Origin of the sequence: Novosphingobium sp. SG751A (assembly GCF_013149295.1) — a bacterium.
Classification (GTDB): domain Bacteria; phylum Pseudomonadota; class Alphaproteobacteria; order Sphingomonadales; family Sphingomonadaceae; genus Novosphingobium.
Map to the genome: position 1 here is coordinate 1 of NZ_JABGCB010000018.1, position 15,957 is coordinate 15,957.

14 protein-coding genes are annotated in these 15,957 nt (G+C 63.7%); 5 read left to right on the plus strand and 9 right to left on the minus strand.

From position 1 onward, the window contains the following. Positions 1-113 precede the first annotated feature (113 nt). Genes FHW96_RS20500 through FHW96_RS20515 form a run of 4 tightly spaced genes read right to left on the minus strand, consistent with a single transcriptional unit; the run spans position 114 to position 4,569 of the window. On the minus strand, positions 114-1,625 hold the full coding sequence (locus tag FHW96_RS20500) for a CoA-acylating methylmalonate-semialdehyde dehydrogenase (RefSeq protein WP_172342447.1): 1,512 nt from the start codon (positions 1,623-1,625) through the stop codon (positions 114-116). Between the two features lie 37 nt (positions 1,626-1,662). After that, positions 1,663-2,835, minus strand: a complete 1,173-nt coding sequence (locus tag FHW96_RS20505; RefSeq protein ID WP_172342448.1) for a mandelate racemase/muconate lactonizing enzyme family protein — start codon at positions 2,833-2,835, stop codon at positions 1,663-1,665. A gap of 28 nt (positions 2,836-2,863) precedes the next feature. Continuing rightward, on the minus strand, positions 2,864-3,343 hold the full coding sequence (locus FHW96_RS20510; protein ID WP_172342449.1) for a DUF3237 family protein: 480 nt from the start codon (positions 3,341-3,343) through the stop codon (positions 2,864-2,866). Next, positions 3,340-4,569 carry an MFS transporter gene (locus FHW96_RS20515; RefSeq protein ID WP_172342450.1) on the minus strand — a complete coding sequence of 410 codons (1,230 nt, stop codon included), beginning with the start codon at positions 4,567-4,569 and terminating at the stop codon, positions 3,340-3,342. The genes FHW96_RS20510 and FHW96_RS20515 overlap by 4 nt, the downstream gene beginning before the upstream one ends. 187 nt (positions 4,570-4,756) lie before the next feature. On the opposite strand from FHW96_RS20515, the gene FHW96_RS20520 reads away from it, so the two are divergent. Next, positions 4,757-5,257: a nuclear transport factor 2 family protein gene (locus tag FHW96_RS20520; RefSeq protein ID WP_172342451.1), complete on the plus strand. Its 501-nt coding sequence runs from the start codon at positions 4,757-4,759 to the stop codon at positions 5,255-5,257. A 3-nt stretch (positions 5,258-5,260) separates the two neighbouring features. On the opposite strand, the gene FHW96_RS20525 is transcribed toward FHW96_RS20520, so the two are convergent. After that, positions 5,261-5,824, minus strand: coding sequence for a MarR family winged helix-turn-helix transcriptional regulator (locus FHW96_RS20525; protein ID WP_172342452.1), 564 nt, complete (start codon positions 5,822-5,824; stop codon positions 5,261-5,263). A gap of 164 nt (positions 5,825-5,988) precedes the next feature. Between FHW96_RS20525 and FHW96_RS20530 the strand changes: the two genes are divergently transcribed. Then, complete coding sequence (locus tag FHW96_RS20530) at positions 5,989-8,373, plus strand: TonB-dependent receptor (RefSeq protein WP_172342453.1); 2,385 nt, start codon at positions 5,989-5,991, stop codon at positions 8,371-8,373. A 17-nt stretch (positions 8,374-8,390) separates the two neighbouring features. Continuing rightward, on the plus strand, positions 8,391-9,854 hold the full coding sequence (locus FHW96_RS20535) for a carotenoid oxygenase family protein (RefSeq protein WP_172342454.1): 1,464 nt from the start codon (positions 8,391-8,393) through the stop codon (positions 9,852-9,854). Between the two features lie 40 nt (positions 9,855-9,894). Here the strand turns inward: FHW96_RS20535 and FHW96_RS20540 are convergent, their stop codons facing one another. Together FHW96_RS20540 and FHW96_RS20545 are read right to left on the minus strand one after the other, a co-directional pair. Next, complete coding sequence (locus FHW96_RS20540) at positions 9,895-10,887, minus strand: hypothetical protein (RefSeq protein WP_216650990.1); 993 nt, start codon at positions 10,885-10,887, stop codon at positions 9,895-9,897. A gap of 87 nt (positions 10,888-10,974) precedes the next feature. Further along, positions 10,975-11,922 (minus strand): helix-turn-helix domain-containing protein, encoded by a 948-nt coding sequence (locus tag FHW96_RS20545; protein WP_172342455.1) that lies wholly within the window; start codon positions 11,920-11,922, stop codon positions 10,975-10,977. Positions 11,923-12,127: 205 nt separating this feature from the next. Here FHW96_RS20545 and FHW96_RS20550 point away from each other — a divergent pair, with 205 nt between their 5' ends. Both FHW96_RS20550 and FHW96_RS20555 read left to right on the plus strand, forming a co-directional pair. Further along, complete coding sequence (locus tag FHW96_RS20550; protein ID WP_253951118.1) at positions 12,128-13,612, plus strand: carotenoid oxygenase family protein; 1,485 nt, start codon at positions 12,128-12,130, stop codon at positions 13,610-13,612. Then, on the plus strand, positions 13,612-13,854 hold the full coding sequence (locus tag FHW96_RS20555; RefSeq protein ID WP_172342456.1) for a hypothetical protein: 243 nt from the start codon (positions 13,612-13,614) through the stop codon (positions 13,852-13,854). Before FHW96_RS20550 ends, FHW96_RS20555 begins: the two co-directional genes overlap by 1 nt. Here FHW96_RS20555 and FHW96_RS20560 read toward each other — a convergent pair. Both FHW96_RS20560 and FHW96_RS20565 read right to left on the minus strand, forming a co-directional pair. Beyond that, a complete protein-coding gene (locus FHW96_RS20560; RefSeq protein WP_172342457.1) occupies positions 13,845-15,413 on the minus strand; it encodes a carboxylesterase/lipase family protein in 1,569 nt (522 codons plus the stop codon). The genes FHW96_RS20555 and FHW96_RS20560 overlap by 10 nt on opposite strands. A gap of 56 nt (positions 15,414-15,469) precedes the next feature. Continuing rightward, positions 15,470-15,904 (minus strand): MarR family winged helix-turn-helix transcriptional regulator, encoded by a 435-nt coding sequence (locus FHW96_RS20565; protein ID WP_172342458.1) that lies wholly within the window; start codon positions 15,902-15,904, stop codon positions 15,470-15,472. Positions 15,905-15,957 lie beyond the last annotated feature (53 nt).

Consider the following 15,957-nt stretch of genomic DNA (forward strand, 5'->3'; position numbering starts at 1 on the left):
CGGCACATGACCTGCCCTGGCTGACGCCGGATAACGCGGAGATCAACCCCAGCTACACCACGCCATGGGACGCGATCCTGATGGAGCCTGCAGGCCGTTTCCATCTCCTGACCTTAACCCATGGTCGGAATGACAAAGGCATTGCCACCCCGGTCGCTGCTATCCGGCTCTAATTTGTCCGGCCAGCGGGCCGTCACGGTTTTCACTTTGGTCCAGAACCTGACGCCTTCCATGCCATGTTGGTTGGTGTCGCCAAAGGCGCTGCGCTTCCACCCGCCGAAGGTGTGATAGGCGACGGGCACCGGGATCGGCACATTGATGCCCACCATGCCGACATTGACCCGCGCGGCAAATTCGCGCGCGGCATGGCCATTGCGGGTAAAGATCGCCACGCCATTGCCATATTGATGCTTGCTGGGCAGCGAGAGGGCAGTTTCGAAATCGGGCGCGCGCACGATCTGCAGCACCGGGCCGAAGATCTCGTTGTGATAGCTGTCCATCTCTGGCGTCACGTGGTCGATCAGCGTCGGGCCGACATAGAAGCCGCCCTCCAGCCCCTGCGGCGTGAAATTGCGACCGTCGATCAGGATTTGGCCGCCCTCCGCCTCGCATTGCGTGATCCAGCCTTCTACGCGCTCCTTATGCTGGGCGGTAACGACAGGGCCATAATGCGCATCAGGATCGAGACTGGTCCCGACATTGAGCGCCAGGATCTCCGGGATCAGTTTGTTGATCAGCCTTTCTGCTGTGCCTTCCCCCACCGGCACCACCACGGGCAGCGCCATGCACCGCTCGCCCGCCGATCCGAAGGCCGCGCCGATCAGGTCGCCCACGGCTCTGTCCATGTCGGCATCGGGCATGATGATACCGTGGTTTTTCGCGCCCCCCATCGCCTGCACGCGCTTGCCCGCCGCCGCGCCGCTTTGATAAACGTAATTGGCGATGTCGGACGCACCGACAAAGCTGACCGCGCCAATCGCCGGGTGGTCGAGGATCGCGTCCACCATCTCCTTGTCGCCCTGTACGACTTGGAGAATGCCCTCGGGCGCGCCGGCCTCCAGCATCAGTTCGGCCAAGCGGACCGGCACCGAAGGGTTGCGCTCGGAAGGCTTGAGGATGAAGGCGTTGCCGCAGGCGATGGCCACGCCGAACATCCACATCGGGATCATGGCGGGAAAGTTGAAGGGGGTGATCCCGGCGCCAATGCCGATGGGCTGGCGCATGGAAAACACGTCGATTCCCGGTCCGGCGCCCTGCGTATATTCTCCTTTCAGGGCATGGGGGATGCCGCAGGCGAATTCGACGACTTCCAGCCCGCGTTGAATATCGCCCTTGGCATCGGCCACCACCTTGCCATGTTCGCTGGCCAACAGTTCGGCCAGGCTCTGCATGTTGTCTTCGACCAACCGCTTGAACTCGAACATCACGCGGGCGCGGCGCTGAGGGTTGGTGGCGGCCCATGCCGGTTGCGCGGCCTGTGCCGCCGCCACGGCGCGGTCCAGCAGCGCCGCATCGCCCAGCGCCACATGGGCCTGAACCTGCCCGGTCGAGGGGTTGAAGACCTGGGCCACGCGCGAAGGCGCCGGGGCATCGCCGACCGCCAGAAAATGATTGATAATCCGCATGATTTCTCCGTAATCCTGAAATATCAAACCCATACGTTCAGGTGATGATGCGGGTTTCCAGCTCGGTGCTGGTGAATTCCTTGATGAAATCCTCGTTCAGATCGGCGCCCAGACCCGGCCTTTCGGGGGCATACATCCGCCCGTCGATATAGTTGGGACCATTGAAGGCCACCTCGCCAAGGCGCGGCGTGTCATCGAGTTCATAGGCATCGTGGATCGAGAGCGGCCCGCAATTTTCCTGCACATATTGCGAGGCCCACTGGTTGGCGACCAGCAGATGCGCGGTGGGCGCGGCCTCAAGGCTGGAGCCGGGCATACAGCCGCACATCACCGGCAGGCCCGACAGCCGCGCCAGCGTCAGCCAGCGCTGCGCCTTGAGCAGGCCGCCCGCCTTCTGCACCTTGATGAACAGGCCATCGGCGGCGCGGCGGTCGATGATTTCCTTGATGTTCTGCAACTCGCGGGCGGATTCATCGGCCCAGATCGGCGTGCCCACCTTTTCCCGCAACCGCGCCATGCCCTCGATATCCCAATAGGGCAGGGGCTGTTCGATCAGTTCGAGATTGACGTCGGCGCGGTCCCACGTCCGCAGCGCTTTATAGGCCATATCATAGGTCCACATGCCGTTCACATCGATCATCAGCCGCGCTTCGGGGCCAAGTTCGGCGCGCATGTTGATCATGGATTGCACCGATTGGTCAAAATCCATGCTGGGCTTGACCTTGATGACCTTGAAACCCTTGGCCAGCGCCTTGCGCGCCTCGTCGATCAATTGCTGCGCCGGGGCGGCCATCAGCACATAGCCGCAGTCGATCGCATCGACCGTCTTGCCGCCCAGCAACTGATAGACCGGCACGCCCAGCGCCTTGCCCTTGATGTCATGCAGCGCGGCATCGACCATGGATTTGGCGTGATAATTGTCACGCACGATCAGATCCATGCGGCCCACGATCTTTTCGATGTTGAACGGGTCTTCGCCGATCAGGATGCGCGGGGCGATCTGGCAGGCGATGATGCCCGCGATCGAATGATGGGTTTCGCCATGATAGAAGGCCGATGTGTCGCCGCTGTCGGCAATGCCGACAAGCCCATCGTCGGTGTGGATTTTCAGGATCACCTGTTCCAGCCGGTTGATATGGGTGGTGGCGATGATGATCGGGCGTTTGAGGGGGGTGTGAACGGGAATGCATTCGACGCGGGTGATGCGCATGGATTCAATCTCCTGAAACAGCCTGCGGTCAGCCGACCGCGAAGACATCGAAAAAGGAATGATCGGCGTGTTTTTCGCCGGTCCCGGCAAAGACGGTGCGGGTCAGCCAGTCATGCGGGCCGCCGGGCGCCTCGAACACGGGCGAGATGCGGAAGTAATTGTCGGCCGGGTCAATCGGCTCGCCCGCCTCGATCCGCGCCTGAATATGCGCGGGGGCATGGGCATAGCCGCGATTGAACACCTGAATGGGCGTGCCATCCTCGGCATGGATCAGATAGCGCGCGTCAAAAGCGATCACGCCATCGGGCCGAATCAGCGGCCAGTCGCCGCCGCTATGGGCGATGACGGTGCCGTTCAGGCGGGGGCCGGTGACTGTGCCGCCGATGACGGGGACATAGCCGCGCAGCGTGCCGCCGGGCAGGGCAAAGCGGCTGCGCGCGCCGGGCGGAAAATCGAGCCGGATGCGAAAGGCAAATTCCAGCGGCGGCGTGAAAATTGGCTGTGTCATGCAATTTTATCCTTGGAACGCAGGGGCATGATCAGCACACCGCCCGCCACCAGCATCAGCGCCAGCACCGCCAGCGCGCCCGCAAAACCTCCCGTTGCCTGTTTCATCACCCCGATCAGCATCGGGCCAAGGATGCCCCCCCCCGTGCCGAACATGGAGATGAGCGCGATGGCCTGCACCGAGACGCGGCCCTGGCCGATGCCCAGGTGCGCCGGGATTGCCCAGAACACCGCCTGCGCCGCGCCGATGGCGCCGCCCGTCAGCACCAGCAGCGCCATGGCGCCCCAGCCGATGGGCATGAACGCGCCGATGAGCAGCGCAACTCCGGCGATGACCGCCGAAATACCCATATGCCACAGACGTTCGCCGGTATGGTCGGAGTGACGCCCGACCAGCAGCATTCCCGCGATCAGCCCCGCCTGGGGCAAAGCCGAAACCGTACCGATCAGCGTTTCGCTGCCGCCGGGCATCATCTGGCGCACCAGTTGCGGCAGCCAGAAGAGCAGCGCGTAGGAACCGGTCATCACAAACAGCCAGACAAAGGCGCAGCGCCAAACGCGGGCATCGCGCAGGATCGGGCCGAATGTCCCGAGATTGGCCGGTTCGGCATTCTGGCCACCCTCGGCCACCGGCGTATCGGCGGGCACGCCGGGCATTTCGCGCACATCGTCACGGAAATAGGCATAGGCCAGCAGCCCCAGCACGAAATTCGGCAGGGCCTGCAGCACGAACATCCAGCGCCATGGCGACAGGCCCGCCGGATGCGGCGCGTCCAATATCAGCCCGCAGATCGGCCCGCCCAGCACCATCGAGGCGGGCACCGCCGATAACACCACCGCCATGGCCCGCGCACGCGCTTGCTGGGGGAACCAGCGATTGATGTACCATGTCACGCCCGGCGCAAAACCGGCCTCGGCCACGCCCAGCAGAAAGCGCGCCGTCAGCAATTCGGGCAGCGAGTTGACGCGCGACATGGCCAGCCCCGCCACGCCCCACAGGCTGACCGTGCATAACAGCCAGCGGCGGATGCCGAACCGGCGCAGCAAGGCGGCATGGGGATATTGAAACAGCAGATAGGCCAGAAAAAACGCGCCGACCGCCGTGCCGAAGCTGGTGGGCGACAGGTGGATGTCCTGTTCCATGGCGTGGGCGGCAAAGCTGAGATTGGCGCGGTCGATGGCATTGACGAAGGTGAGCCCCGCCAGCGGCCATATGACGGCCCGCATCAGGGCGCTGATGCCATCGCGTTCACGCTCCGCCAATGGGGCAGGCCTGTCCGTTTTACCGCTTGCCCGCAGCGCGGTGGGCATCGCTTTTTCTCCCCTGTGTTGGCGCCTTATTGTTGGTTGGCGCCCTTGCCTGACGATAGGTAATATGATTTAAAAACTAAATCAAGTCAAATGGAGGATGCTGATGACACAGAAATGCGGACTGAGTGTGGAGGATCGTCTCGACATTCAGGAATTGCTGGCGCGCTATGCGTGGACGTTTGATTCGGGCGATGTTGAGGGCTTTGTCGCCTGCTTCACCCCCGATGCGATCCTGTGCGAGGATGCCTTCGAGGAGCCCGATATCTGGGGAGGCGAGGCGGGCATTCGCGCGATGGCGGAATTCTTTTTCTCGCGCCCCAGTTTTCCCGGCCGCCAGCATCATGTCAGCCAAATTCTGATCGAAGGCGAGGGGGAGCGGGCCAGCGTCCGCTCGTTCTGCTTTGTGACCGACAACAAGGGTGAGCCGCCCTATCATCTGCGTTTTGCCGGGCGCTATGATGATATCGTGGTGCGTTGCGATGGCCGCTGGCGCTTTGCCGAAAGGCTGATTCGCGATTGGTCGGGGCCCAGTCTGGCGGCCTTTCCCGGCCAGAGCGGCGCCAAAATTGCACGGCGGCGCCCGCCCGAACTGATGCGCCCCTGACCGTCAGTCAGCAGCGTTGAGGGTGGAGGTGGCGGCGTGCAGTTTGGTCAGTAAACGCAGCAATTCCGCCATTTCTTCCTCACTCAATACGCCCTGGCTAAAGCTTTCGTCGAACCAGCCGACCACTTCCTTGAGCCGCGCCAGCAAGGCCCCGCCATCCACGGTCAGAAAGACATGGCGCGAGCGGCCATCGGTGGGGGAGACGCGCCTTTCGATATAACCGCGACGCTCGAATGTGTTGAGCAGGGCGGTGATCTGTGCGCCGTCCATCGCCAGCGCCTCGCGCAGTTGCGAGGGCGTCAGGCCGGGGTTGAGACCGATCACAAAGACCGCGCCCACCTCGCGCGGGCCAAAGTCGAATTCGCCCGCGACCTTGAGGAAATGGCGGCGATAGGCCTCATAGAGGCGGCGCAGATAATAGCCCAGATATTGCGTCAGCGGGCCCACCTCGATCGGGTTGGGCTCGGGACGGATCAGCGTGTCGATGTCGGCGGCGGCATCCTGCATCGCGCTCGAACGCGACTGCGCAATGGTGTTGGTGCTGGTCGACTGCGCCTTTCTGGCCACTCAAAATTCTCCCCATAAGGCTCTCGCTCTGTCGGCACTATGCCTCGGCGCGGGGCGCCTGTCGATGCATTTTGATACTTTACATTATAAACTAAATTAAATACCACTCCCGCATCGAGCGCCAGGGCAACAAGCCTGCGCCACCTGAAAGGGGAGAGATCAGGATGAATGCATGCAGATTGGGTATGCTGTCGGGCGTGGCCGCCATGGCGATCAGCAGCAGCGCTATGGCGCAGACCGCGACTGCCCCGGCCCCGCAGCCCGGCGAGATCGTCGTCACCGCGCAATTTCGCGAACAGCGCTTGCAGGACACGCCGCTGGCCATCACCGCGATCAATGCCGCCACGCTGGAGGCGCGCGGTCAGGTCTCGATCACCGATATTGCCGCGCAGGCGCCCAATGTCACGCTGCGCCCGGCGGCGGCCACCTTTGGCCCTTCGATTCAGGCCTTCATTCGCGGCGTGGGACAGTATGATTCCAGCTATGCCTTTGAACCGGGCGTGGGCATGTATGTCGATGATGTCTATTATTCCACGTTGACCGGATCGCTGCTGGATCTGATGGATCTCGACCGGGTGGAGGTGCTGCGCGGGCCGCAGGGCACGCTCTCGGGGCAGAATTCGATCGGCGGTTCGGTCAAGCTCTATTCACGCAAGCCGCGCGGCGATAGCAGCGGCTTTTTGCAGGTTACGGGCGGCAGCTTCAACCGCATCGAGGCACGCGGGGCGCTGGATTTCGCGCTGGTGCCCGACAAGCTGATGGCGCGCATTTCGGCAACGGGTGTGCGCAAGGATGGCTATGTCACGCGCTATGACTATGCCTGCACCCATCCGGGCACCACGGTGCCCTCGTTCCAGACGGCGGGCACCGGGTGCAAATTGGGCACGCAGGGAGGCAAGGCCTATCAGGCGGTGCGCGGCGCGCTGCGCTGGATGGGCAGCGACCGGCTCGAAGTCAATCTGAGCGCCGATTACACCAATGACAACAGCGAGGCCGCGCCCAGCACCTTGCTGTTCGTGGGCACTGCGGCGGGGGTTCCGGGCGTGCCCAATGCGACGTCGGCCTATCAGATCGGCGGCGTGGCGCTGGGCAATGCCACCGGCTCGCCGTTTATCACCTCCTCGCCCTATGGCGCCTTTGCGCAGGACTCTTTCACCAACAGCCCCTATGTGAATTATGCCACCTATACCAACCCGGCGCCGCGTGATGGCACCGCGCCCTATACGGTGGCGGATCGCAGCACGGTCAATGGAGGGGGCGGATCGCTGATGCTGGACTACCGGCTGGGCGAGAATATGGCGTTCAAGTCGATCACGGCGGCGCGCGGCTATGTCGCCCGCTATATTTTCGACGAAGGCACGCCGGTGGATACGGCGCTGATCGATAATTATAACCGCCTCTCGCAATTCAGTCAGGAACTGCGCCTGTCGGGGCGGGTGCTGGGGTCGCTCAATTACACGCTGGGCGGGTTTTATCTGGAATATCAGGCGCGCACGCGCCAGCGCGTCGATATTCCCTCGCTTCAGTTCATCGAGGATGACCGGATCACCCAGCACACGCGCGCCGGTTTCCTCAACCTCGACTGGCAGGCTAGCGGGGCGCTCAATGTGGTAGGCGGGTTGCGCTATACGCAGGGCGACAAGACCGTGACCTATGGCCGCCTCGGCATTCCGGGCAGCATTTATGGCGGGCTGGCCGATCCTCGGGTGCGTTCGCTCGATGGCATTGTCGGGCGCCACGAGGGCGATCATTGGGACTATCGCCTGGCCCTGCAATATCGCTGGTCCCCCGCCTTGATGACCTATGCGCAGGTCTCGACCGGTTTCCGCGAGGGCGGGGTCAATCCGCGCGCCTTCTTCCCGCAACAGGCGCTGCCCTTCGGTTCGGAAACGCTGACCGCCTATGAGCTTGGTCTGAAGGCTGATCTGTTTGACCGGCGGTTGCGTTTCAATCTGTCGGGTTTCTACAACAAATATGACAATATTCTGGTGATCGTCTCCGCCTGCCCGCTGGCGGGCGCGCCAGCGGCGCCTTGCGCGCTGCCGGTCAATGCGGGCAAGGCCGATGTGAAGGGTGTGGAGGCCGAAACCACCCTGCGTCTGGCGAAAGGCCTGACTGTGGAGGCCTCGCTCGCCTATCTCGATTTCCGCTATACCGCGCTCAGCAGCGCGGCCATCGCCTCGGGCGTCAGCCTGGATATGCGCGGGCCGTTCACGCCGCGCTGGCAATACAGTCTTGGCGCGCAATATGAAGGCGCGCTGGGGGCGGCGGGCACGCTGACGCCGCGCGTCGATCTCTCGCATGTCGATGCGTTTTATGCCCAGCCCACCAACACGGCCTATAATGTCGTGCCCGGACGCACGCTGGTCAATGCCAGCCTGACATGGCGTTCGGCGGCGCGCGGATGGTCGGTGACGGCGGCACTCAGCAATCTGACCAACAAGGTCTATTACAACACCGTCTTCGACAATCGCGGATCGAACAGCACCGTCACCGGCAATCCGGCCCCGCCGCGCGAATGGTCGCTGTCGGTCAAGCGCAGTTTCTGATGACAGGAGAGGACCAGATGGTCGATTTTTCAGCAAGTCAGAGCCTGAAGGGCTTTTTCGCCCCGGTTCGTTTTGAGGCCGAGCTGCGCGATTGCGTTGTCACCGGCACTATCCCGCCCGAACTGGATGGCGCCTTCTATCGGATGCATGGCGACTGGCTCTATCCGCCCGCCTTTGCCGATGAGGCGAGCCTGTCGGCCGATGGTTACATCAGCCGGTTGCGCTTTCGCGATGGGCGGGTCGATTATCGCGGGCGCTATGTCAAAACCGACAGATACCAGCGCCAGATCGCCGCGGGGCGCCAGCTCTATGGCTATTATCGCAATCCCTATACAGATGATCCTTCGGTGCGCGATGTCGATCATCCCCATCGGCGCACGGCGGCCAACACCACGCCGGTGGTGCTGGCCGGGCGGCTCTATGCCACCAAGGAGGAGGGGCTGCCCTATGAGATCGACCCCAACACGCTCGACACGCTGGGCGAGAGCGATTTTGCCGGGGCGTGGCACAGCCAGACCTTCAGCGCTCATCCCAAATATGACCCGGCAACCGGCGAAACCATTGCCTATGGCTTTGAATCCAAAGGGCTGGCCACGACGGACGTGCATATTGCCAGCTTTGACCGGGCGGGCAACATCACCTGGCGGGTGGATGTGCAGGTGCCCTATTCCTCGATGCTGCACGATATGGCGCTGACGAAGGATTACGTCATTATTCCGGGTGGCGGCACCGTCACCAGCATCGAGCGCCTGCAGCAGGGGCGTCAGCATTGGGCGTGGGACAGCAAATTGCCCTCCTATCATCTGGTCGTGCCGCGCGGGGGCCGGGCCGAGGACGCCCGCGTCTTCAACGGCCCCGAGCGCTCGATCGTCCATACCGCCAATGCATGGAACGATGGCCCGCTGATCACCATGGATGCCCCCATGGCATCGGGCAACACATGGCCATGGTTCGAGGATGTCGATGGCGGGGCTTTCGACATGAACCTGTTCACCATCCGCCGGATCACGCTGGATATGCGCAGCCATAATGCGCAGGCGCAGGAACAGGAACTGTTCCCCCGCGACGTTACCAGCTTCACCCGCATCGATGACCGCTATATCGCGCGGCGGCACCGCTATATCTGGGTGCAATATGTCGATCCCGATCGCCCGTTCGACGGCGTCCTGCCCGAGGACCCGCGCCTGCGTCCGGTCAATTGCTATGGCCGTTTCGATGTGGAAACCGGCGAGCAGGCGGCATGGTTCGGCGGCCCGGAATGCGTGTTGCAGGAACCGGTCCATATCCCCCGCGCGCCCGATGCGCCCGAGGGCGAGGGCTGGATCATCGGCACCGCGCATAATCTGATCGAGCGGCGCAGCGAGATCGTCATTCTCGACGCGATGGCGATGGTGGAATGCGCGCGGGTGATCCTGCCCTTCCGCAATGCGTTTCAGGTGCATGGCACATGGGCTTCGGCGGGCGATCTGGCTTTGGATTGAACCTTGGCTTCGAGGGCATCCATGGGGGATGCCCTCGACATTACAGCGGCGGGTTGGTCGAGGCCGGCGCGGATGTGGCGGGCATGGGCGGCGGCACGCTCAGGCCGCCTTTGCGCCGATCCGGCTTGGGCGTCCATGGCGAACGCATGTAATAGGGCACCTGAATGAAGGTCGCCTCGATGGCGGTGATCTGGCCGCCCTTGATCTTGAACAGTTCCAGCACGCTCCAGCTTTGCGGCTCGCGGAAGATCGAGCGGGTCTTGGTGCCGTCGGTCAGTTCAAACGCGTCCAGCACGCCCTTGTGGTCGATAAAGGCGCGCGACATGACGATCCCGCGCGCCTCGTCGATCAGGAAATATTCCCGGTCGCGCACCCTTTCGTTGAAGCGATAGCGTCCGGCGCGGAAGTTCTTCTCGATTTCGGGAAATTCCATGCCGTTTTCATACCGCTTGGCGTCGGGCGCAAAGCGCGTGTTGCGGATCGCGCCATCGTTGTTTTCCAGCGTGGTGAAATAGCCATCGGCCAGCGCCACCATCGCGCGCCGCCCCATCCTCTCGCCGGGGGGCACGGGCAGGGCCAGATCGGGATTATGCACGAATGTCTCGACCGGGCCGATGGGGGTGGGCGGGGCGGACAGGTTGCGTTTGGTCGAGATGATATGTTCGACCTCGGTGATCTTGCGCCCGCGCACCTTGAGGCGGATCGCCAGAAACCCCTGAACATCATTCTGCTGGATCGAAGTATAGATGCCCACCTGACCCGCCACAGGATCGGACACGGTCAGCGCGGGGCCGATTTCGCGGGCCACCGTGCTCCATGTGCCATCGGGCAGCGCCATTTCCACATTGTTTTCGGAAAAACGAACCCCGGCGGCCAGCGGCGCGCGTTTGGGGTCATGCGCCAGATAGGCCGCGCGATAGGTGGCGGCGACCTGCTCCAGACAGGTCTTGTCGCAAGCGGGCGATGTCGCCGCCAACGCCGGAGCGGATGACCACAGGCCCAGCAGCACAGCAAGCGATCGTTTCAAGCCCATGGTCTTCTCCCGGTCTGATTATGCCTGCCGAAATTAAACAGCCCGGCCCCGCCCCGTCTTTGCCCAGAGCGAACCGGCGGCCTATGCTCAGGCGGCACGGGCGGCGCGGAAGGCTCTGGGGCTGGCGCCGTAATGGGCCTTGAAAACCCGGCTGAAATGGGCCGAATTGCTGAAACCGTTGGCAAAGGCGATCTCGGTGATCGAGCGCGCGGCAAAGGCGGGCGAGGCCAGCTCATCGCCGCAGCGCCGCACCCGCATCGCCCAGATACATTCGCTGATCGTCTGATCGGCGCAGAACAGCTTGTGCAAATAGCGCTTGGTGCAGCGCATTGCCTGCGCCACGCCATCGAGCGAGAGATCGGGATCGCGATAATTGTGGCGGATATAGGCCAGCACCCGCTCGCGCATCGTGTCCTGCATCGATGTGCGCTCCATCGCATCCTCGCATCCGCCAAGGGCGAGGCGCAGAAGATCGACCATCGTGCCGCCCAGATCGCCATCCAGAACGGCATTCCCGCCCTCGTCCAGATCCTCAAGGACGCCCTGCGTACAGCGCTGGAGCAGCTTGACCACGCCGTCCACCGGGCGCGGACGCATCGCGAGGCGGCGGGCGCTGTCGGCAAGGCCCGCATAGGCCCGGCGCGGCACCATCAGGGCGAATTGCTCGGTCGGCCCCTCGTTGGTCAGGCGATAGAAGCGCGCCATGTCATAGAGCAGCCATTGTCCGGGCTGAAGCATCACCTGCTGGCCATTTTGTTCGACCACCGTATGCCCCGACACCTGCACGACGAATTTCAACATATCGCCCGCCTCGTCATGCGGCGCGGCGCCTTCGCGCTCGATCGCATGCGCGCTGACTGCGATGCGCCCCAGCGAGAGCGAGGAAAGCGCGCGCATGTGCAGATCGGCGCGCAGTCCCGCCTCGCCAAGGCTGCGCACGCGCAGCGGCACCGTTGCGCGCCAGTGGTTGGCCCATAGCTCGGCGGCTTCGGCCTGAGGCAGGCCGGAGGTGGAAAAATGCTTGCTTGCGGCCATGGTTCTCTCCCCGCCGACTGGTCATGTTTTTGGTGCGACGTCTGAGCGCCTGCATATTAGTTATGTGACAGAACTAATATGCAGGCGCAAGCCCCTCCTGTCCTGTTCGCCAAGGGAAAACTGCCCGGTTCCCTGCCAAGAAAGCCCAGCCCGTCCGCCGGGGGCTAGAATGACCCGCAAATATGGAAGGGTGACGGGAAAGAGCATGGTAGATTACAGCGGCATGCCGGCAATGCGCGGCTTCTTTGCACCCCAGCGCTTTGAGGCCGACGTGTTCGATTGCGAGGTGGAGGGCACCATCCCCCCCGGCCTGAACGGCGCCTTTGTCCGCGTGGGCAGCGACTGGAACTATCCGCCCAAACATGCCGATGACGCGCCCTTCAATCAGGACGGCTATATCAGTATGTTCCGCATCAAGGATGGCCGCGCCAGCTATAAGGGCCGCTGGGTCAAAACGCCGCGCTTCCTCAATTGCCACAAGGCCGGGCGTCAGCTTTACGGCTATTACCGCAACCCTTTCGACAATGAGCCGGGTTTTCAGAACATCGACAAACCGTGGCTGAACACGGTGATGAACACGGCGGTTCTGGCCCATGCGGGCAAATTGCTGGTGCTCAAGGAAGACAGCCGACCCTATGCGGTGGACCCGGTGACGCTGGAGACGCAGGGCCTATGGGATTTCCATGGCGGCTATAAAAGCCAGACCTTCACCGCCCATCCCAAGATCGACCCGCGCAACGGCGATCTGCTGACCTATGGTTTCGAGGCGACCGGGCTGGCGAGCGACGATCTGTTCTATTATGTGATCGACGCCAAGGGGCGGGTGAAGCACGAGGTGCGCCTCAAAGTCCCCTATGTCAGCATGATCCACGATTGGGCCGTCACCGAGAGCCATGTGATCTTCCCGGTCTTTCCCTATTGCACCAGCATGGCGCAGTTGCAGGCGGGCCAGACCCACTGGAAATGGGACGGGGCGCGGCCAACCTATATCGGCATCATGCCCCGCTATGGCTCCGCCCGCGACATCCGCTGGTTCAAGGGACCGGCGCGCGCCATCGTCCATACGTTCAATGCGCGCACGGTGGGCGACAAGGTGATCCTTGAAGCGCCCACCTTCGAGGGCAATCCCTTCCCCTTCTTCCCCGCACAGGACGGCGCGAAATGGGACCCGGCCAAGGGCCGCGCGATGATCCGGCGGATGACCTTCGATCTTGCCTCCAAGGACGACAGCTATGCCGAGGAGATCATCGTGCCTGGCCTGCCGGTGGTCGATCTGGCGCGGATCGACGATCGCTATGCCGGGCGCGACAATCGCTATGGCTTTGCGCCGTTTCGGGATGAGAGCAAGCCCTTCGATGCCGCCCGCGCGGGGCAGGCCAATGGGCGGATCACCAATTCTTACGGCATGTTCGACCTGAAGGACGGCACATGGCGCTCCTTCTTCGCAGGCCCGGTGCATAGTTTGCAGGAACCCGAATTCATCCCCCGCTCGTCCGATGCGCCCGAAGGCGATGGCTGGCTGATCGGGGTGGCGAACAATTACGCGGAAAATCGCTCCGAGATGATCATCGCCGACACCCGCGATCTGGCCGCCGGGGCGGTGGCGCGCATCATCCTGCCTTTCCGCTCCAACGTGCAGGTGCATGGCCGCTGGTTCGGCGATCACCAGCTTGGTCTGGGGGGCGCGTGATGATCGAGATCACTCGCAGGGGCCTGCTGCGCACCGGGGCGTTGCTGGCGCTCGGCCCCCGGTTATCCGCGCCGGTGCAGGCGCGCGCCGTCACACTGGTGGGCGCGACCTATCATGAACAGGTCTATTTCGACGCCACCGGCCAGACCTCGGGCTGGCAGCCGCCTAAGGGGATGCGCGGGCTTGCGGCGACCGCGCATCTGGATGACACCGCGTTTCGCATGGCGCATCCCTATGGCTGACGGCGGGCCAGTTTCTCGCGAATATCGGCTTCGGGATCGGTGAGCAAAGCGCTCTGATGGTTGAGCGCCATGATCCGGCGCTCGCCGTCATAGGGCTGCCATGTCGGCAGGCCATCGGCGGCGGGGCGCCCCGTGGCGGCAAATTCCACCCATGCGCTGCTCATCCGCCGGGCCAGAAGGCGCGCTTCCGCCGTCCCGCCGGTCAGCGCCATTTGCGCGTCCACCGTATCAAAGACGAATGGCGCCTCCAGCGTGTGCAGCGCGCCCAGCTTGCCCTCCAACGCCGGACTTTGCCAGTCGAAGCGATAGGCGAACACGGGCGCGCCGTTTTGCGCGGCCTTGCGATCCGCCATCAGCAGGGTGGGGGCCATCACCTGCTGATCGGAAAAGGACTGTATATAGCGCCGCGCGGGCGAAGTATCGGGATAGCGGGCGCGATAGATGGCCAGCAGATCATGGGCATTCGGCCCCAGATAGGCGGCGGCGCGGGCGGCCAGCCCGGCTTCGTCGAGCGCGAAACCGGCCTCGTCATTGCCCATGAAGAAACTCATCTCCTGCGCGTTCCAGCCGATCAGCAGGGGCACATCGCGGGCCTGTTCGGGCGCGGCGGGGGAAAAGGGCTGGGCGGGCAAAAGATCGGGATCGAGGACCGGCGCGAAACAGGCCAGATCGGTAAACCCCCGCGCCGGATTGGCGGCGGCCACCGTGAAATAGGCGCTCATCAACCGGTCGAGCGGCAAATGGCGCAACTCGCTCGCCTCCTGCGGGCGCAGCGACAGGGCATGGAGCAACTGATCTGTAACCGCTGCGGCGCGGTCGCGCTCCATCATGCGCAGGCCCGGCCCGCTTTGCACTGCGGCGCGATGCAGGCGCCCTTTCGCGGCGGGCGAGGCCAGCAGCCAGCTCGTCTTCATCCCGCCGCCGGACTGGCCGAACACCATGATGCGCGAGGGATCGCCGCCGAAATCCTCGATATTCTCGCGGATCCAATCGAGCGCCGCGACAATATCGAGCATGCCCAGACTGCCGGTGCCGGAAAAATCGCCGCCCGGCAGATCGTCGAGATGGGCAAAGCCCAGCACATTGAGCCGATGGTTGAGGCTGACCACCACCACATCGCCGCGCCGCGCCAGTGCCGCGCCATCGCCCGACGCGCCCGACCCCACCGCAAAGAACCCGCCATGCAGCCAGACCATCACCGGCCTTTTGTGCCCATCACGCAGCCCGCTGGTCCAGATGTTGAGCATCTGGCACGCCTCATCCTCACGCGCTGGGGCGGGCGGCGGCGCATTGGCGGGGCGGGGCAGGCGGGTGATGATAAGCGGCGAGGGTCCGCCCGCGCGCGGATTTACCTGCGGCGAGATCGGTCCGAAGGCCAGCGCCTCGCGCACCCCCGTCCATGGCGCGACCGCGCGCGGCCTTTCGAAACGCGCGGCTTGCGCATAGGGAATGCCGCGAAAGGCCAGCACATTACCGAGCCTTGCGCCCATCACCTTGCCGCTGGCGGTCTGCGCAACCGGCTCGCCGGTCAGCGCCGAAGCGGTGGAATTCATCGTCATGGCCAGTCCTCCTGCGCCCATCATCCCCAAGACACGCCGTCGATCCGGGGCCTGTGTCACGGCGTCTCAATCCGGCGCAGCAGCGCGATCAGAGCGGCCTGCTCCCCCTCTTCCAGCGCGGCGAAAAAGCGGTCCTCATGCCCCAGCACCCGGTCGTGGATGGCGTCCAGCATCGTCTGTCCCGCCGCGGTCAGCGAAAATCGTACCGAGCGGCGATCCGCCTCATCCACCGCGCGCCGCACAAACCCGCGCTTTTCCAGTTGATCGAGCAGCGGGACCAGATTGCCGGGGCGGATTTTGGCTTCCCCGGCGATTTCGCGCTGCCTGCCGCCCGGACTGGTTTCGATCGCGGCCATCACGGCATAATGGATCGTGCGCAGATCGAGATCGGCCAGCACTTCCTCCAATTCGACCTGCGACTGGGCGGAAACCCGCCGCAAGTGGAAACCGACCAGCCCGGACAGGCGCGAAGAGGAGGAGGAATGGCGCATGACAGAGCCATTTATCGTTTTGGGCGCCAAGGCAAGCCGTCTCGGGTCCTTTG